The organism is Ancylomarina salipaludis (assembly GCF_004122035.1).
In the GTDB taxonomy this organism is placed as follows: domain Bacteria; phylum Bacteroidota; class Bacteroidia; order Bacteroidales; family Marinifilaceae; genus Ancylomarina; species Ancylomarina salipaludis.
In genome coordinates this window covers 38657-57857 of the sequence record NZ_SAXA01000003.1, presented here as the reverse complement: position 1 = coordinate 57857, position 19201 = coordinate 38657, and the positions used below count along the sequence as shown (strand labels likewise).

Sequence of the window (19201 nt, the reverse complement as noted above, 5' to 3'; positions counted from 1 at the left end):
TTAACAGAAATAGTAAATTTAGTATTGATAATGAAAAATAAGCTTAAATACACAGATAGGGATTTTGCCATCCACTGACATTCTCCTTGTGAATTTTTTCGTATGTTTTGTGATCGTATTTTAAGGCACTTCCTTGTTCAACAACAATCTTGGTAACTGTGCTAGAATTAAACCCAATCTTTTCAATATCGATAATTGGGGTAGCATATTCTGAGTTAAGGAAAAATGAGCGTTTGCCCCTTGGCCCTTCAATAGTTTCTGTTTTGAGTCGTTTTCTAATTTCTGGCCAATCTCTTTTTTGGAATTCCGGAATTAATCTTTCAAAAACCAACCCTACCTCATACCCTAAAAGGGTATAAAAATCAGGTTTTTGACCTGCAAAATCGGCCACTCTTTTCTTAAATAACAGATTAACCTTTTCTTGTGAATTATAATTCCACATGGAGGCCGAATAAAATTTCAGATCCAGATTACTCACTTGCTTTAATATTTCATCTGAAGCCATGTGAGCACTTACAATTAATGGTATTTCATTTTTTAAGCCCGATTTATAAAATTCGTCATAGAATTCTAATGCTTCGTTCCCACAGAAAAGTGCATGAATAAATGACGGTTTTTCAGTTCTTATTTGCGAAAAAACTTCTTGAATTCGGCCTTTTACCTGAGAACCTTCGGGAAGATAATTGAGTACTTTAAAATCCATCTCTTTGGCTCCTGCCATTTCTGCTCCTTGTCGAAAAGCCGATTGCAGATGATATCCGCCATCGTAAATGGGCGTAAGCACTGTTCCCTTATCTCCAAACTGCTTATACGCCCAATATCCTAAAGCAAATTCCGACTGCCACATTTGAAAACTATTATTAAAAACCGATTCTGAAATATGGTGATTGTAAGGAATATACTCTCCAACATCAAAGAACAAAGCCATTTTTTGTCGATTTTCTATATTAGGAATAATCGACGGTAAAACTTTATAACTGACAAAACCTGAAACAATATCTACTCTATTGAAATTTAGCAACTTATTAACCGACTCTGTAATGGCTTTATCCCCACCTTGTCCGACATACTCGGGAATAAATTGAAAAAGATGATGATATTTCTCTGGAATAGCCGAATAAAATCCAGAAATGAGACTAGGTGTCATTTCTGGGTAAATTGAAGAATACGGTGTAAGGAAACCGATTTTAATATTATTGTTCATCAAAAAAATAGGATTTGATAATAAAGGAAATTGGGCTAGCAAAAAATTGCCAGCCCATTATTTTTTAATTTTGTCGTGGAGGATAAATACCATTCATACAAATGATATAATTCACTACCAACGATGGCTGAATATTGGTATGATAATGGTCTCCTCCTGCTGCTTGAATATCAATATCACCACCACTAGAGGCCACCCCTCTCAACTCTACAGTTGGTTCTTCAGAATTGTAAATGGTATCAGGATATCTTCCTGCTGTTGCTGCTAAAGTTTTGGCATTATTGGTACCTGGAACACTTTCTGTTCCGGGAAGTGCACTAGCCATAAATTTAACACCTACAGACGAAAGAGTGGCTGTATGTGTATGTGTAGGTATCTGAGATGAAACCAGTTTCACTTTTTCTACACCAGCCATCAAGCCCATTTGATTAGGAGAAAGACCTATACCACTTCCATAACCCAGAGGAACTCTGCCTCTAAAATCGGGCAACATAAAACTAACTCTACCATCACCACCGTAAGTGGTACCAATCAAAGAATAAAGAGCTGTGTTGTCGTTAATTGAAAGTGTTTGACCCCAGCAAAGAGACCAATAATTAGGAGCCCAACCAAGGGGCCATAAGCCAATAAAGGATAAAAATGCATCCATAATTTAGAATGTTGGTTATTAATAAATATTGCTAATAAAAAAATCAAATCAACACTTAACTGAATCTAACTAATCACCCAACACCTATTCAACAACACAAACCAGAAACTTCCTCTAACAACTTAAAACGTGTGACCAAACAAACTTTATAAGAGCTTAAAACAATATGACTGAATTCAACCCCAAAGCATTACTAAATATAAAAAACAATATAATGCAAAACAAAAAAAACAATAAACTAATAAAAAGATAATCAAGCATTAACAATAAATACAACAGTTAAATTTCATATAAACATGCATAGTTTAAGCGTCGAAGAAGAACAGATAAAAAGTACAATTCCAGATTAACTTTTCTTAAGTTGATAAAAAATATAAAATCAAAATCGCTCTGTTTATTCCATAAAGAACAAAAAAAAGCCATGGCCTATCGCCACAGCTTAACACTAATTTATATCACGAACTGATTAAGGACTAATCAGCCGGGTTATTTCTATTAAACTCGTCGATCAGAGCAAGCGCTTTTTCCTTATCTCTTGCAAAAATCTCGACTTCTACAGGATTAATTCCTCCGGCAGAAACGTACCAGGGAGCAATACTCCCCATCAATTGATTTTTTAAACTGGCAACAATTCCCTGATCATTCAAAACATCCTTTATAATTTCGGAATCAACGGGATTTCCTCTATAAATGACAATAATTTCAGTATCTTTTTCCGACATCGTATTAATGTTTTTTAAAATTGTTTATCCCTTCTTTTGACAGCTTTTCACTCAACTCAAACATTCTGTAAAACGCCTTCAATTCGTCCTTTTTTTCATTATCAAGCCCATGCCATCGAATTCCTTGTATCGCACCCTCAAGAGCATAAAGCATATTGATACAAACTCCGCTTTTTTCAATTGCAGAAATTTTAAGTATCGCATTCTCACTACCAATTTGCTTTAAATCTTGCTCATTTTTTATCCCAATTTTATTGAGTTTATCTGCAAGAGTCTTTCCTATATTAGGTAAATCAGTCAGAGTCTTCATTAATTTAAATCCTTTTATTATCCAAATAAGTTTATTCAGCTTTGTATCGTGTACAAAAAAACAACTATTTCAACTTTCCTATACACAAAATAAATCCATTATGCTGAATAATTTATTGTTGGTTGATTGTTTTTCCTTTTTCGTCCAGAAGCTCAATTTTGGGATTATTATCCTTGTCAATAAAGATCCTAATCCGAGGATTTCCTTTATTATCATTAATAAAAACCCCGACATCCTTGTTCATCTTCTTGCCGACAAACATTCTATTTTCCGGTAACACCCCTTCTTCTTTCATTTTCAAATAAGCCACATCTCTTTCTTTGGGGTCTTGTATCTTTTGCAAGTTTTCAACAGATTCACTTCTTTCATCATAACTATCTTCTTTTGGATAGTCCCATAACTGAAGACCATACATACGATGATTTTTCTCTGTATTCTCGATATATCTAAGTTGCATAACCTGATCATCTCTGAATTTGTCCACCGAAAGTACCAAGCCAGCCTCTTTATCATTACCATCATAAATGAGGCCACCACATTCATCTCCAACTGAATTAAAAAAGATCAAACCTGCCTGTCGATTTCTTTTGGGTAAAAGTTTACCATTTACAACTCCTTGGTGCTGCCTTTTACTATTACTAATAACCAATTTCAAATCACCATTTTTTTCAACAACATTTATTCGTTCGACATTAATCTCTTCAAAGTTTGTCTGCCTTGGTTTACTCAATAGAAATATAATAATCCCCATTAATGCCAATGTCAGAAGTCCGGAATAGACCTTTAAAAACTTTATATCTCTTTGTGTTTTATTACTCATACTTTACTTTTAAATAAATTATTTAATCCTATTAAAAAAATTAGCATTCAATCCCACTGATGTTATTTATTATAGTATTCACGGGATAGCTCTTACCATCTTATTATTTTTTTATATTCTTTAGCAACACACTTCTTCTTTCGAGAATTTTAGAATAAGCATTTATAAATCTACTAAAACTAACGAGTTGTTGTTTCCCAATCATAAACTAAATATAAACACTAACATTGTATCAGTCATTCTAATAAGAAAAACTAAAAATGTTATGCACTATCAATCAATAAGATTGATTTTACATTCAGGATCAGTCCACACCTAAATTTTATTATATAAATAAGCAAAACGCATAATACAACTCAAATCAAGAAAATTATATTTTCAATCAAAACATATATTTTCAATAATAAGGACAAAACTTGTTCATTTTTTTGTAGTTTAGACCCTGATTTTTCAGAAGCCCATTTTATTTTCCTATGCTAAAAAAAAGAACCCTATCCATCCCTCAAACCTTTCTGTTATACGTTATCATATTTTTTGCTCTCTCTGCAATCCTAACAAGTGGTTTGTTTCTTTATTTCGAATACAAATCATTTGAAAAACAAAGCGAAACCAGCAAGAAAATACATATCCAAACTCAAGAACAATTGGTTCAGAATATGGTTGACAAGGTGATAGAACACATTGCTATTAGTCGAGATATTAGAATCAATCAGGTGAATGATATTCTCACGCACCGTGTTGATCAAGCCTACCTATTAGTTGAGAATTTATATCAAAAAAATAAACATAAATACAGCAAAGAAGCCATACTTCAAATGGCCAAAGAAGCCCTTCGACCTCTTAGATCAAAAGAAATTCGCGGTGATTATTTTATGATTAAAACGAATGGAGAAGAAGTGCTTTATCCTTCTCATCCGGAAATTGAAGGAACAAACTTTTTAGAAGGTCCCAATTCCCCTGAAAGAGAAATTGTACAGGAAGAAATAAGAATTGCACTTGAACACGGAAAGGGTTTTATTAATGGTGAATCATCTTCTCTTAACGAGAATAAATCCTTTAGTTCACCATCAGTTATCTATCTCAGATATTTCAAGCCATTGAATATTATCTTAGGCACAGGTGAATACACCCCTGATATAGAAGAAGATATCAAAAAGGACGCAATTCAATATATCAAAAATATCAAGTATGGCGTAAATCAACAAATTTTCATCAACGACACAAGTGGGAACGTAATTGTATCGAATACGAAACAATACAGCAATGGTGATAATATTATCGATTTCAAAGATGCAAAAGGCTTTGCTCTCATTCGAGCCGAAATAGAAACGTCAAAAAAACCCAATGGAGGCTTCACTAATTTTGATTGGCTTAATGAAGATAATGGACAAATAGATAAAAACAGATCGTTTGTAAAAGCATATCCTGAATGGAATTGGGTAATTGGCGCTTGGTTTGACCTAAGCCTGATTGAAACCGAAATTGCTGGTAATATTAAAACAATGCAAAAGGCTCAAATCAAAAAAGCGAGCACAATTTTAATTCTCATCATTCTAAACCATTTAATTCTCCTGTTTATATTTAGATACCTTACGAATAAAACGAAGAGAAATACCAAAACCTTTATTCGACAACTGAAAAAAGCCATTCATTCCAACACCAATATCGATAAAAGAAAACTAAATTATTCTGAATTCCATACCATTTCTGATGCGACCAATCGTATTATCGAAGACAAACAAAAAGCTGATAAAGAACTAAAGAAGAGCGAGATGCAATTCAAATCTTTATTTGAAATCGCCCCCATTATGATTCTTGGTGTGGACGAAAATAAAAGAATTTGCCTTTGGAATAAAGAATGTGAAAAAGTAACGGGCTATACTTTAAAAGAGATACAGAACATTGATAATCCGTTTGAACTCTTACTAAAATATTCCGAAGAATCTAAGGCTCTAAATAAGCACATGACCATGCCAAACGGTAAGTTTTGTGAATATACTATCATTAACAAAAACAAAGAACTTAGAAATCAGTTTTGGGCTAGTTTTTCAAGCTCATCTGATCTTACTATTGGTGTGGGATACGACACAACCAAACTGACAAAGACACTTACTGAACTTAATACAACAGCAGAAAAATTACAAGAAGCTAATCTGACTAAAGATAAATTCTTATCGATAATTGCCCACGATCTGAAAAACCCGTTTAATGCTATAATTGGTTTTTCTGATCTTCTAAGCATGAGTTATGAAGACCTGGATGATGAAACCAAACTCGATTTGATTAAGGATATCCAACACTCAGCTAAACTTAATTACAAACTTCTTGAGAAGTTACTTGAATGGGCTATGAGTCAGTCCGATCAAATCCCATTCAATCCTGAGCTTTTAAACCTTCAAACAATTATTGAAGATTCCATTTCATTTGCTTCCTATCAGGCAAATCAAAAAAAGATTAAAATACAAAGCTCAAACGAATCTGATCTGCAAGTTTATGCTGACGATAACATGTTAACCAGTTTACTTCGCAATCTGATTTCGAATGCCATAAAATTCACGCCGGAACATGGTGAAATAAAAATAAAAGCTGAAGAAGATAACCAACAGATTAAAATCTCGATAAAAGACAATGGTGTAGGTATGAGTCCGGAAGATACAGCTAAACTCTTCCGAATTGACACTAAAATTCAAACAAGCGGAACTATGGATGAAAAAGGCACAGGCCTTGGTCTACTCATCTGCAAAGAGTTTGTTGACAAACACCAAGGTGAAATATGGGTAGAAAGTGAACTAGGCAAAGGCTCAGATTTCATTATGACTTTCCCCAAACAAACCGAATTGGTCAAAGAGATTATGTTGTCCTAAAATAGCTATTATATTTTTATAATAATTATTTCCTTTTTTTATAACACTTTCCCGCAAAGTGTGTAAGTTAAAATTTAAAGGCTTAGACTTATAGTCTTCCCTTTCTTTAATGATAGTCAAAAACTGATTGAGAATTATCCGCTAATTTCTGATTGGCATGGTTCATTTCTAAGTTGCTTCTCTGATTGCCAGATAAGCGTATTTCGTTACAGCATAGTTGGTAGGGAAAGACAATTAATTTTGGGTGTATTGCCTAATTTTCCCATTTAAACTCTCGGTCAAATTCGTGTTATAATTAATCTTTCTGATCTCTAATGGAAATTCAAAGAAAGCTGTGAATTCTTCCCAATTACCCCTACAACTCCTAATTGAATAAGAATATTTTGGTTCCACTTGCTAGCAAAATCCTCTAAAACAGCCCTCCTAAATGCTTGGTAGGCGCATTATAAATCTGCTTATATTGTTTTTTTTACTCTTTCTTATCTTTTCATACAACGTATCTGCAAGCATTTCTGATGTGTTGAACCGAACAAATTTGGGACTAAAAAAAGCCGAAGAATAAATCTCCGGCTTTGGATTGAAGCTTTAAGGTTGTCCATATTTAAAGCTCAATTTACAATTTGTGATTATCAATTAATAATTATCAATCGATAATTACAAATCGTTAATCATTACAGGTCGCGACGCTGATATAGAGCATCTTCCATATCCATTTCGTCGAACTGCATATATTTATAAACTTCCTCTTGGTGAGCTTCGATCTTCTCTTTGTAAATCGCCATATACTCAGCAGGAGTCGGTAATTTTCCAAGAACTGAAACAACAGCACCTAGTTCAGCAGAACCCAGGTAAACCTGAGCACCTGTACCCATACGGTTGTTGAAGTTACGAGTTGAAGTAGAATATACATTTACCTTATCCGGAACACGAAGTTGGTTACCCATACATAGTGAACATCCAGGAGTCTCAACACGAACACCTAACTGAGAGAAAGTTGCAAAAGTCGCTTCTTCTTTCAATACAGCCTGATCCATACGAGTTGGAGGTGCAATATAAGTTCTTACCTTATCAGATGGCGTTAAACCATTCCAAACTTTCTCACAAGCACGGAAATGACCGATATTTGTCATACACGAACCGATGAATACATCCTGAATTTCAGTGTTCTGAACATCAGAAAGTAATTTTACATCATCCGGATCGTTAGGACAACATAGGATAGGCTCAGTAATTTCAGAAAGATCGATCTCGATAGTTGCAGCATATTCAGCATTCTCATCTCTTGAGATCAATACCGGATTAGCCAACCATTCGTTACAAGCGTCAATACGATTCTGAATTGTAGTTGCATCTTCGTAACCCATCTTGATCATAGATTCCATCAAGGCAACATTAGACTTCACGTACTCAATAACACGCTCTTCTGACAACTTAATACAACCTGCAGCAGCAGAACGCTCAGCAGTCGCATCCGTTAATTCGAAAGCTTGCTCAACTGTAATATCCTCAAGACCTTCCATCTCGATAATTTTACCGTTGAATATATTGATTTTGTTTTTCTTAGGAACAGTCAACTGTCCGTTTTGAATAGCAAAATATGGGATAGCATTTACCACATCACGTAAAGTGATACCTGGGTTAAGCTTGCCTTTAAATTTGATTAAAACAGATTCCGGCATATCCAATGGCATGAAACCTAGAGCTCCAGCGAAAGCAACCAAACCCGAACCAGCTGGGAATGAAATACCCAATGGGAAACGTGTATGAGAGTCACCACCTGTACCAACAGTATCAGGAACCAATAAACGGTTCAACCAAGAGTGAATAACACCATCACCTTGCTTCAAAGGCACACCTTTACGCTCAGAGATGAACTTAGGTAAGCTTTTATGCATTGTAACATCAGTTGCTTTAGGATAAGCCGCAGTGTGACAGAAAGACTGCATAAACATTGGCGCCTCAAAACTCAAACATGCCAACTCCTTAATTTCGTCTCTGGTCATAGGTCCCGTTGTATCCTGAGAACCTACAGTTGTCATTTTAGGTGCACATGATGTTCCTGGCAATACGCCTTCAACACCACAAGCTTTACCTACTATTTTTTGAGCCATAGTATAGCCCTGATTAGCCTTAGGCTGTGGGTTGTTTGCTACAGCAAAAATATCAGTTGCCGGCATACCTAGTAAGGCGCGGGATTTTTCAGTTAATGCTTTACCAATAATCAATGGAATACGACCACCTGCACGGTACTCGTCGGCCAAAGTATCAGGAGCTAAGGTATAAGTAGAGATTACCTCACCATCGCGAGTAATTTCACCCTTCACATTATTAATTACAATCTCATCACCTGTATTTAAAACAGATACATCAGTTGTGATAGGAAGTCCTCCTGAATCCTGAGTTGTATTATAGAAAATTGGAGCAATAGCACCACCAATTACAACACCAGCAGTACGCTTGTTTGGTACAGCAGGAATATCTTCACCAATATGCCATAGCAATGAGTTAGCAGCTGATTTACGAGAAGAACCAGTACCTACAACGTCACCTACAAAAGCAACCTTGTGACCTTCTTTTCTCCATCCGGCAATCGTTTCAATACCATCTTCGAAACGACCAGCACCCATAGCCAAAGCGTGCAATGGAATATCAGGACGAGTAAATGCCTGAGAAGCAGGAGAAAAATCATCTGTATTGATTTCGCCTTCTACCTTATAAACTTTAAGCTTGATTTCTTCTGGTAATTCTGCACGCTTAGTAAACCACTCAGCATTTGCCCAGGATTCAAGCACACTTTTAGCTGCAGCATTGTCTTTAGCTAAATCAGCTACCGTTTGGAAAGCATCATAAACAAGGATAATGCCTTTAAGAGCTTCTGCAGCCTCATCAGCTAAAACTTCGTCTTTTAAAGCCTCAACCAATACGGTTACATTATAGCCACCCATCATAGTTCCCAAAATCTTAATAGCTTCAGATTTTGTAATGATTGGAGAACTCACTTCACCTCTTAAAAGTTGTCCTAAAAAGTCAGCTTTTACTTTAGTTGAATCATCAACTCCAGGAGCGATTCTTTCTTTGAATAAATGCAATAGAAAATCCTCTTTTCCTTCGATAGGATTTTGCAATAACTCGCAAAGTTCTGCAGTCTGTTCTGCATTCAATGGCAAAGCCGGGATACCTTTGGTAGCGCGGGCTGCTTCGTGTTTTAAATATGCGTCAATCATGAGTTTGTTGATACGATTATGTTCTTTAAGTAACTTACGTATTTAGAATAAAGAAATATCCCTTTATTCGAAACAAACATAGAGCTTTTATCATTTACACGATCCAGAAAATTATGTGTTTTATATCATATTTTGAGCATGGAAAAACGAGGATAAATCCTACCCTAAATCAAAGAGAATACTATATTTAGGCCCATCAAAAAAAATCGATTTCTGAGTAATATTTATAGGATTTTCCTCCAAAACCGAATTCCTAAAAACAGAGCGAAATCAAACAATCAAACCTAAGAAAAAGACTCCATTTTAACTTTAAATAAGGCCTAAACCATTTAAGAATACAATAGCGATTGCTCCCGGGGCAACAAACTTAACAACAAATATGAAAGCTGTTATCAATCCCCGACTCAATTTCGATCCTTTGGCTAATTCCTCTTCTATCCTTTTACGACCCCAAAACCATCCTATAAACAGAGAAATAAACAAACCACCTAACGGAAGTAACATATTTGCAGATATCCAGTCAACTAAATCGAATAAATTTAAGCCAAACAGCGTTTGCTCTTTAAATAAACCCATCGATAGGGAACAGAAAATACCCACAATAGAAATCAATACCGTTGCTAAAATTGTAGCCAGATTCCTTTTTATATTCAGCTCTTCTCTAAAGTAAGCAACTACCACTTCGAGAATTGAAATTGAAGAAGTCAGTGCAGCTACAGTTAATAAGATAAAAAACAGGACTGAAAAGAAGACACCACCAGGCATTTGCTGAAATACATTAGGAAGGGTAATAAAAACAAGACCAGGCCCGCTACTTGGTTCGATTCCAAAAGCGAAAACTGCAGGAAAAATGGCTACTCCAGCCAAAATTGCAATAAATGTATCGGCAACGGTTACTTGCAGAGCTGTTTTTGCCAGATTATTCTGATCTCCAATATATGATCCATAAGTAATCAGAGTTCCCATACCCAAACTCAAAGAAAAGAAAGCGTGCCCCAAAGCACTCAATACACCATCTGAACTTAGTTTTGAAAAATCAGGATGAAACAGAAAATACAAACCTTCCTTTGCTCCTTCAAGGGTAACGGCTCTAATATCAAGAACAATAATAATGAGAAGCAAAATTGGCATTAATATTTTGGCATATTTTTCGATTCCATCTTTAACACCAATAATAACAATCGCCATAGTCATTAGCATAAATAATAACTGATAAAACACGGGTAACAAAGGCGACTCTTTAAATTGAGTGAACATGCTGGCTAATTCTTCAGGGCTTTTAGAAGCAAAGCTATTAGTCACAGACTTTACAATATAATCGATACTCCAGCCTGCAACAACACCATAAAACGAAAGAATCATTGTCGCTGCTGCAACACCTAATAATCCAACATATTTCCATCCCGATTTTGGGGCAAGATTTTTAAAAGCACCAAAAACATTTGAACGAGATTTTCGACCAATCATAAATTCTGATAACATGATTGGCAAACCAATGAGTGCAATAAACCCCAAATAAACAAAAAGGAAAGCTGCGCCTCCATACACCCCTGTGATATAGGGGAATTTCCAAATATTACCAAGACCAACAGCCGAACCTGCCGCTGCTGCTAACACACCAATTTTACTTGAGAACACATCTCTGACTGGGGGAATTTTATCTGACTTCATATAGGATTTTGGGGTTTATCAATTTTGGGGTTAAAAAATCGGCTAGTTTATAATAATCAGTCTATAAAGAAACTAAATTCACAAAAACTCACAAGTTATTTGAACATGATTATTGTTAGGAAACAAAAAAACCCAGACAATGTCTGGGTTTAAAATCTATATAAAGAAGATTATTAGTTACGGCCAACAGCATTTAAGTCGTTGAAAGCAACAACCAAACGATTTTTCATTGATACCTCACCTTCACGTAACCATTTACGTGGGTCATAATATTTTTTGTTTGGTTTCTCTTCTCCATCAGGGTTACCAATCTGTCCTTGAAGGTAGTCACGATTAGCTGCTTCGTACTTACGAACACCATCCCAACATGCCCACTGTGTATCGGTATCGATATTCATTTTAACAACACCATAAGAAATTGCTTCACGAATCTCTTCCAAAGAAGAACCTGATCCACCGTGGAATACAAAATCAACTGTATTCTCAGCTACACCATACTTTTCAGATATAAACGACTGAGAATTTAGAAGAATCTTTGGTGTTAAAACAACATTACCTGGCTTATAAACACCGTGTACATTACCAAAAGAGGCTGCAATAGTAAAACGAGGTGATACTTTTAATAATGTTTCGTAAGCTAAAGCAACATCAGCAGGTTGAGTATACAATAATGAGTTATCCATATCTGTATTATCCACACCATCTTCTTCTCCACCTGTACAACCAAGCTCAATTTCAATAGTCATATCAATTTTGCTCATGCGCTCTAAATACTTCGCACAAGTTTCGATATTTTCTTCCAATGGTTCTTCAGATAAATCCAGCATATGAGAACTAAACAATGGCTTTCCGGTTTGTGCATAAAATTCCTCACCAGCATCCAAAAGGCCGTCAATCCAAGGCAACAATTTTTTAGCCGCATGGTCAGTATGCAAAATTACAGGAATACCATAATGCTCAGCCACAGCGTGAACATACTTAGCACCTGCAACCGCACCGATAATTGCAGCTTCGTGTCCATTAGCACCGATACCTTTTCCTGAAAAGAACGAAGCACCACCATTTGAGAACTGAATAATAATAGGAGAGTTAGCTTCGCGAGCAGCTTCTAAAGCAGCATTAATTGAGTTTGTATTTACAACATTTACTGCAGGTAGTGCGAATCCTTCTTGTTTGGCAATCTGAAATACCTTTTGTAAATCATCACCTGTGATTACACCTGGCTTAACTACTTCTAATACTTTTTTCATATGTGATAGTTTTTGATAAGATTAACTCAATAAATATTGAACAGAATTTACTCAAATTTCAGTTCTGAAACAAGAATACATTCTTGTAATCTAATTTTATTAAAATGGTTCGGGTTACATAAAATTAGGCAATATCAATTAGATATATACCCAATTTGAGTACGAAGTTAAAAAGAAATAATAGAACTTACCTCCTTTTTTTTCTAAGAAAATTCCGCAAACGAATGCAATTTAAAATGGATAGCCGATACCTATATTATAGGTTAACTGAGAAAAATTAAATGGCCGATTTCCAATAATCCAACGTTGATCAACAGGCAATGACGGGTCTCTTAATTTCAGACCTAAATCCAATCTGAAAAGTATAAAGTTCAGGTCGACACGTGCACCAATTCCCGTTCCAACTGCTATTTCTTTATAAAATCGGTTCATTTCAAATTCTGCACCAGCACGACCATCTTTTGATGATACGGCCCAAATATTACCCGCATCAACAAACAAAGCGCCTTCCAATGCCCAGATCAATTTGAAACGGTATTCCAGATTTCCTTCCAATTTTAGGTCGGCAGTATTATTCGGGTAAGCAGCCTGATCATTCGAAAACGATCCCGGCCCCAAAGACCTGACCTGCCAAGCTCGGATACCATTGGCACCACCTGAGAAATAACTCTTTTCAAAAGGCAATACCTCCAAATTTCCATAAGCATATCCCAAACCTAAAAACAAACGTCCCACAATTGTGTTCACTTTGTTTAAATGCCAATTGTATCGGTAATCAACATCCATTTTCACATACTGTGCATAACGAATACCCAATAAATCATAATAGGTTCCCTCCAATTCTCCGGCATCATTATAGTCTTCATTCTTTTTTGACCCCATGAGCTGATCAACCGTTTTAAGCGCGTTACCTGCCGTCTCAAAACTTAAACGCAAATAATTATAATTACTTGGTTTGTTCAGGTTCTGGTTATTATAGGTCAATGTATAACGCGTCGTCGAGATAACATGTTCGGTAAAAGAATTGGCGATATACAGATTATTGATATTTTTCAGAAAATCGTCACTTAAATTTTTAACGTCAACAAAACTCAACTCCATTAAACTAAGACTATGAGACAAATAACGAGACGATTTCCAATTATAACCAAAACTTATATCAGCCTGTGTTCTTGTATAATCAGGACGTTTCTGATAATCGTAGGCCATTGACAATCTTGTTTTAGGATTGTATTTTCGTTTAAAACGATTGGCATTAAAAAAAGGCAACATGAATTTTGGCGTACTCAAACTAACCTCACCACCATACTCCCGGGAAAAGAAATTCCCCTTACTACTCGATTTTACCGTTTCTGTCGCATTAGATAAACTAATATCTAGAATCTCTGCACCCTGCAATAAATTTCGATGCTGGTAATGCAACTTACCTGCAAATCCAATATTACCCGAAGTATTGGTTCCTTCGACCTCGATGGTATAAGCTTGTTTTTTGTGTGCAGTCAATTGAATAATACAATTCAAACTGCCTTCAGGTTGATTTTCAGCTTCAGCATCAACTTCGAATCGAATATTCACAAATTTATACTGACTTAAAGCCTGAAGCTTAGTATATGATGCTTCAACATTAGATAAATTATAAAGACTTCCCGGCTGAAAGCCTAATGAATTCAAAATAACATCAGGTTTGATATTCAACTTCTTATTATAAATGAATTGACAGTTGTCATACGTTAAAGTATCCAGCTTACTTATATACGACGAATCGTTCATCAACTCAGATTTGGGATTATAATCCGTATTAACTACAATAGATCTAATACGATACTTGCGTTCAACATTCAGAGATTGAGGTTTCTTTATCCCTACAAAAACATCCATCTGATGGTCCTTACCCATACTATCCATCATAAAATGAATATATTCCTTAGAGAAATTGTAATAACCTTGATTCTTGATCAATTTTGAAATCCGATCACGCTCCTTTCCCAAATTATCAGAATCCACATTCTGTCCGGGCTTGATATCTCTATTTACCGAATCAGCAACCAAATAATATCTGAGCAAAGATGTATCACTTATTTCTTTACTTTTTTGATATGGTGATAAAAAGTTACGTGGCAAATCAGATTCCTCGTCATAAACATTTCGATACTTGTAAGGCGTACCGGCGATGATATTAAATTTAAGCTTCGCTTTTTTTCTTCGAAAAATAACCGTGTCCTCAATTACAGCATTATAATAACCTTTTTTTCTCAGATAAATTTCCAGTTGAACTTTAGCTCTTTGTGTTTGATAATCTTCATAAATAACAGGTTCCTCTCCAATTCGACGTAACCATTTATTAATCCCTTTCTTCTTATTTTTTCCGGAAAGATTATACAAGCCCAGATGAAACTTCCAAACACCCAAAATTTTAATATTCGGTTTTTGTTTTATATTCTGATTAAGCTCGCTTGAAGAAATATTCTTATCATCTACTTTAACACTCACCTTACTTAAAAGATATTCCTTGTCGCCCACATATTTGGTAGTCGAACAAGAAACAGCTCCCATGAGTAAAAACAGAGCAAAGATTAAGGATAAAAAAAAATAACTATTTTTGTATTTCAGATTAGGTTTCAAGTAGAGTATTGTGTTATTAGTTATCAATTTTACAAAGATACTTATCTTCAAGAACTTTTTAGCCTGATTCGTATTCTCAAAGATAAAAATTCAATTCAATTATTGTGCTTTCAAAAAATCAGATTAAACTCATTAGTAGTTTACAGAAAAAAAAATTTAGAGATCAACATCAGCTCTTTATTGCTGAAGGATATAAATTGATCGTTGATTTATTAAAGTCAGAGCTTGAACCCCAATACATCATTCACAATAAACAAGCGTCAACTACTGATTTTCTGAAACTCAACAAGCAGATTGAACTCATTGAATGTGATGCTTCCGAATTAAAAAAAATCAGTAATCTGAAGACGCCTTCGGATGTACTGGGGATTTTTAAAATTCCGGATTCTGACTATAACAAAAAAACAATCAGCCAATCGTTGTCACTACTTCTTGACGATGTACAGGATCCTGGAAATTTAGGAACAATCGTTCGAATTGCAGATTGGTTTGGTATTAAGCATATTTTCTGCTCTAAAAACACCGTCGATCTTTATAATCCTAAGGTCATACAAGCAACCATGGGAGCCTTAGCACGTGTGCAAGTCATTTATACCGATCTGCCACAGTTAATCAATGAGTATGCAAATCCTGACTTTCCTGTTTTTGGCACTTTCCTTGAAGGGGAAACAATTTACAAAAGCAAACTCAGCACACAGGGCTTTATTATCATGGGGAACGAAGGCAAAGGTATTTCAGATGATCTGAAAACGCGGGTTAGTCACAAACTATTCATCCCCAATTTTCCAGCAGACCAAGCAACTTCCGAATCCTTAAATGTTTCAGTAGCCTGCTCTATTGTGTGCTCTGAATTCAGAAGGCGTCAATTTTAAAAACAAAATATCTAACACAGAAAATGCAGCTTTAAAGGCTGCATTTTTTTTATTCAATATTTCTAAGTCTATTTTAATGTTTCCAAAAAGATGGTGAAAACAGAATCAAAACAGTAAATAACTCCAATCGTCCTAAAAGCATCAGGAAAGACAGAAACCATTTAGCAAGATCAGGCATTTTCGAGAAATTTTCCATAGGCCCGATCTCTGAAAATCCTGGTCCTATATTGCCAAGTGTCGTTGCCACAGCACTTAATGCCGAGAAAATATCCGAGCTCCAAAATGACATCAATACGGTTGAAATTATGAAAATAATGATATAAAAAACGAAGAAAGCCAAAATGTTTGTCACTGTACGCTGATCAACAACACGTTGATTATAACGAATTGGAATGACTGCATTGGGGTGAATTAATCGCTTTAATTCGTAAAAACTATTTTTAAAAAGCAGCAATATCCTAACCACTTTGACACCTCCACCAGTTGAGCCCGCCGAACCACCAACAAACATCAACACAAATATTAACATACCTAAAAATGGCATCCATAATAAATAATCTGCAGTGGCATAACCTGTGGTCGTGATAATAGAAACAACTGTAAAGAGTGCATCACGAAAAGCTTGTTCAACTCCCATAGAGGATGTTAATAGAATTCCTCCCGAAATAATGAGAGTGAAAAACAGAATCACGAAAGTATAAAATCGAAATTCTTCATCCTTAAAAATCCTGGATATACGCCCTGTAACCATACCGTAGGACAAGGTAAAGTTTGTCCCCGCAATAAACATGAAAGTAATAATAACATATTGCAGGTAAATGGAATCGAAATAACCAATACTGGCTTGCTTGGTGGAATAACCACCCGTTGCCATCGTTGTTAAGGAATGATTTATGGCATCAAAAAAAGACATCCCACCCAACACCAATAAAAGACATTCTAAAAGGGTGAAAGAGGCATATAAGCCCCAAAGATTACGTGCTGTTTCCTTAATTCTGGGTGTTAATTTATCAGGAGAGGGACCAGGTACTTCAGCAATAAACAGCTCCCGTCCTCCAATACCCAAAGTTGGAAGAATAGCCAGGAACATTACAATAATTCCCATACCTCCTAGCCACTGGGTTAATGAACGCCAAAATAAAATTCCATGAGGTAATGCTTCGATATTATTCAAAACAGATGAACCTGTCGTCGTAAATCCGGACATCGTTTCGAAAAAAGCATCGGTAATCGAAGGTATCGATCCACTAAACAAAAAAGGCAGACATCCAAAAATCGAAAACACAATCCAAACAAGGCTCACAATAATATAGCCTTCACGCTTCCCCATATCTTTTTTAACACCTTTCGAAGTTAAATAGCTTAAGCCACCCACTGCAAATGTAATCAAGCCAGAGTATAAAAAAGCCTGGGTATCTGATTCCTGATAAATAAGAGAAACCAAAAGAGATAGAAAAAGAAAGACACTTTCTCCAACTAGGAGTTTCCCCAGGATATTGAATATTATTTTTTTTCTAATCACTGTTCAAGCTTGTAGTCAATTTTAACGATCAAACTATTTAAAAATCTTTTCAACTTTTTTGATTGCCGAAGGTAAGGTAAATACAACAACTTGATCACCTTCTTGAATCTGAGTATCTCCCATGGCAATAATACCTTGATCGCCTCTAATGATACCTCCAATATTCGCATCTTCAGGAAAGTCAATATCTTTCAGTTTTCCCATAGTGATTTTGGAATTAGCCTGTGCAACCAATTCAATCACTTCAGCATCCGAAACGGTTAACCATTTACAATGCTGCACATCAGCATCCATAGTAAATCGGTAAATATAACTTGCCGCCAGTAGCTTTTTGTTAATCATGGCTCCCACACCAATACTATCAGCTAAATCGATATAATCGATATTTTCAACTTCAGCAATAGTGCGTTTCACGCCCATCTTACTTGCTAACAAACAAGCCAGAATATTGGTCTCCGAATTACCTGTTACGGCAACAAAGGCGTCCATTTTGTGGATTCCCTCTTCACGTAAAAGATCCAGATCACGTCCATCACCATTTATCACCAATGTTCTATCTAATGCATCAGCAAGCTTAATACTCTTGTTTTTATCAATCTCCAGCAATTTAAGATCCAGGTTTTGTTCCAGTTCACTTGCTGTTTTAAAACCAATACGGCTACCGCCTAAAATCATGGCTTTCTTGATTTTGTATTTTTGCTTTCCGGCAAGCATCATCACTCTATCGATGCTTTCAGCTTTACTGATAACAAAAACCAAATCGCCTCTCATAAATCGATTGTGCCCACGCGGAATAATGGTTTGATCTTCTCGTTTAATCGCAACAGCTCTGAAATCATTGTCACCCGTTATTTGAGAAACCTCGGCCATAGTTTTATCCATTACCACCGACTTACTGCTTATTTTAATACCATAAAGCAATAATTTACCACCTGAGAATTCGTACATCTGACGTGTTCCGGAACGCGATAAATAATTAATCACTTCCTTGGCTGCCAAACGTTCAGGATACACAAATTCATCGATTCCTAAACTATTTAAAAAATCCTTGTTTTCAGGGATGAGGTATTCCTGATTATTAATACGAGCAATTGTACGCTTAGCACCTAGCTTTTTAGCAAGCAAACTCGAAGTAATATTAACCTCTTCAGATTGTGTTACGGCTATAAACAGGTCAGCCTTCTTTACATTGGCTTCTTTCAAATCCTTAATCGAAGAACTTGATCCTACAATGGTTAAAAGATCCAAATGAGAATCAATTAATTTCAATTTTTCCTCATCACTATCAATCAAAATAATCTCATGATCCTGATGACTAAGCATTTTTGCCAAGTGAGTTCCTACTGCACCTGCTCCTGCAATTACAATCTTCATAATGGTATTTAATTTGAACCTCCTGGTCTATCTAAAACATTAAATAAATAGACCAACCAAAAACGAGTCGGCAAAATAAAACAATATCCTTTAAATA

The 19201-nt window shown here is 35.6% G+C and carries 14 protein-coding genes; 2 read left to right on the top strand and 12 right to left on the bottom strand.

Annotated features, from left to right (window positions below; translation table 11 throughout):
- Positions 1 to 43 precede the first annotated feature (43 nt).
- The 5 genes from EO244_RS04390 to EO244_RS04370 form a co-directional block, all read right to left on the bottom strand.
- Positions 44 to 1204, bottom strand: a complete 1161-nt coding sequence (locus tag EO244_RS04390) for an ABC transporter substrate-binding protein (protein ID WP_129253350.1) — start codon at positions 1202 to 1204, stop codon at positions 44 to 46.
- 64 nt (positions 1205 to 1268) lie between these two features.
- Positions 1269 to 1853, bottom strand: a complete 585-nt coding sequence (locus EO244_RS04385; protein ID WP_129253348.1) for a phage tail protein — start codon at positions 1851 to 1853, stop codon at positions 1269 to 1271.
- A 473-nt stretch (positions 1854 to 2326) separates the two neighbouring features.
- Entirely contained in the window at positions 2327 to 2575 is a 249-nt protein-coding gene (locus tag EO244_RS04380) for a putative signal transducing protein (protein WP_129253346.1), read from the bottom strand.
- A 4-nt stretch (positions 2576 to 2579) separates the two neighbouring features.
- A complete protein-coding gene (locus tag EO244_RS04375; protein WP_129253344.1) occupies positions 2580 to 2885 on the bottom strand; it encodes a TfoX/Sxy family protein in 306 nt (101 codons plus the stop codon).
- A gap of 112 nt (positions 2886 to 2997) precedes the next feature.
- Entirely contained in the window at positions 2998 to 3705 is a 708-nt protein-coding gene (locus tag EO244_RS04370) for a hypothetical protein (protein WP_129253342.1), read from the bottom strand.
- A 473-nt stretch (positions 3706 to 4178) separates the two neighbouring features.
- On the opposite strand from EO244_RS04370, the gene EO244_RS04365 reads away from it, so the two are divergent.
- Complete coding sequence (locus tag EO244_RS04365) at positions 4179 to 6569, top strand: cache domain-containing protein (protein ID WP_129253340.1); 2391 nt, start codon at positions 4179 to 4181, stop codon at positions 6567 to 6569.
- Between the two features lie 234 nt (positions 6570 to 6803).
- Here EO244_RS04365 and EO244_RS17210 read toward each other — a convergent pair whose 3' ends face one another.
- The 5 genes from EO244_RS17210 to tamL all read right to left on the bottom strand — a co-directional run bounded on the left by EO244_RS17210 (position 6804) and on the right by tamL (position 15267).
- Positions 6804 to 6962, bottom strand: coding sequence for a transposase (locus EO244_RS17210; protein WP_129253338.1), 159 nt, complete (start codon positions 6960 to 6962; stop codon positions 6804 to 6806).
- Between the two features lie 278 nt (positions 6963 to 7240).
- Entirely contained in the window at positions 7241 to 9793 is a 2553-nt protein-coding gene (locus EO244_RS04355; protein ID WP_129253336.1) for a bifunctional aconitate hydratase 2/2-methylisocitrate dehydratase, read from the bottom strand.
- Between the two features lie 309 nt (positions 9794 to 10102).
- Positions 10103 to 11464: a sodium-dependent transporter gene (locus EO244_RS04350; RefSeq protein ID WP_129253334.1), complete on the bottom strand. Its 1362-nt coding sequence runs from the start codon at positions 11462 to 11464 to the stop codon at positions 10103 to 10105.
- 173 nt (positions 11465 to 11637) lie between these two features.
- Positions 11638 to 12714 (bottom strand): class II fructose-bisphosphate aldolase, encoded by a 1077-nt coding sequence (gene fbaA, locus EO244_RS04345; RefSeq protein ID WP_129253332.1) that lies wholly within the window; start codon positions 12712 to 12714, stop codon positions 11638 to 11640.
- Between the two features lie 231 nt (positions 12715 to 12945).
- On the bottom strand, positions 12946 to 15267 hold the full coding sequence (gene tamL / locus EO244_RS04340; RefSeq protein ID WP_129253330.1) for a translocation and assembly module lipoprotein TamL: 2322 nt from the start codon (positions 15265 to 15267) through the stop codon (positions 12946 to 12948).
- A 173-nt stretch (positions 15268 to 15440) separates the two neighbouring features.
- Here tamL and EO244_RS04335 point away from each other — a divergent pair, with 173 nt between their 5' ends.
- Positions 15441 to 16208: a TrmH family RNA methyltransferase gene (locus EO244_RS04335; protein WP_129253328.1), complete on the top strand. Its 768-nt coding sequence runs from the start codon at positions 15441 to 15443 to the stop codon at positions 16206 to 16208.
- A gap of 73 nt (positions 16209 to 16281) precedes the next feature.
- Here EO244_RS04335 and EO244_RS04330 read toward each other — a convergent pair whose 3' ends face one another.
- Both EO244_RS04330 and trkA read right to left on the bottom strand, forming a co-directional pair.
- On the bottom strand, positions 16282 to 17730 hold the full coding sequence (locus EO244_RS04330) for a TrkH family potassium uptake protein (RefSeq protein ID WP_129253326.1): 1449 nt from the start codon (positions 17728 to 17730) through the stop codon (positions 16282 to 16284).
- Positions 17731 to 17763: 33 nt separating this feature from the next.
- Entirely contained in the window at positions 17764 to 19104 is a 1341-nt protein-coding gene (gene trkA, locus EO244_RS04325; protein ID WP_129253324.1) for a Trk system potassium transporter TrkA, read from the bottom strand.
- Positions 19105 to 19201 lie beyond the last annotated feature (97 nt).

Bases quoted from the DNA above. Each gene is read 5' to 3' on its own strand.
- EO244_RS04385 (WP_129253348.1), bottom strand. From the start codon at position 1,853: ATGGATGCATTTTTATCCTTTATTGGCTTATGGCCCCTTGGTTGGGCT.
- EO244_RS04370 (WP_129253342.1), bottom strand. From the start codon at position 3,705: ATGAGTAATAAAACACAAAGAGATATAAAGTTTTTAAAGGTCTATTCC.
- EO244_RS04375 (WP_129253344.1), bottom strand. From the start codon at position 2,885: ATGAAGACTCTGACTGATTTACCTAATATAGGAAAGACTCTTGCAGAT.
- EO244_RS04355 (WP_129253336.1), bottom strand. From the start codon at position 9,793: ATGATTGACGCATATTTAAAACACGAAGCAGCCCGCGCTACCAAAGGT.
- EO244_RS04380 (WP_129253346.1), bottom strand. From the start codon at position 2,575: ATGTCGGAAAAAGATACTGAAATTATTGTCATTTATAGAGGAAATCCC.
- fbaA (WP_129253332.1), bottom strand. From the start codon at position 12,714: ATGAAAAAAGTATTAGAAGTAGTTAAGCCAGGTGTAATCACAGGTGAT.
- EO244_RS04365 (WP_129253340.1), top strand. From the start codon at position 4,179: ATGCTAAAAAAAAGAACCCTATCCATCCCTCAAACCTTTCTGTTATAC.
- EO244_RS04390 (WP_129253350.1), bottom strand. From the start codon at position 1,204: ATGAACAATAATATTAAAATCGGTTTCCTTACACCGTATTCTTCAATT.
- trkA (WP_129253324.1), bottom strand. From the start codon at position 19,104: ATGAAGATTGTAATTGCAGGAGCAGGTGCAGTAGGAACTCACTTGGCA.
- tamL (WP_129253330.1), bottom strand. From the start codon at position 15,267: ATGGGAGCTGTTTCTTGTTCGACTACCAAATATGTGGGCGACAAGGAA.
- EO244_RS04350 (WP_129253334.1), bottom strand. From the start codon at position 11,464: ATGAAGTCAGATAAAATTCCCCCAGTCAGAGATGTGTTCTCAAGTAAA.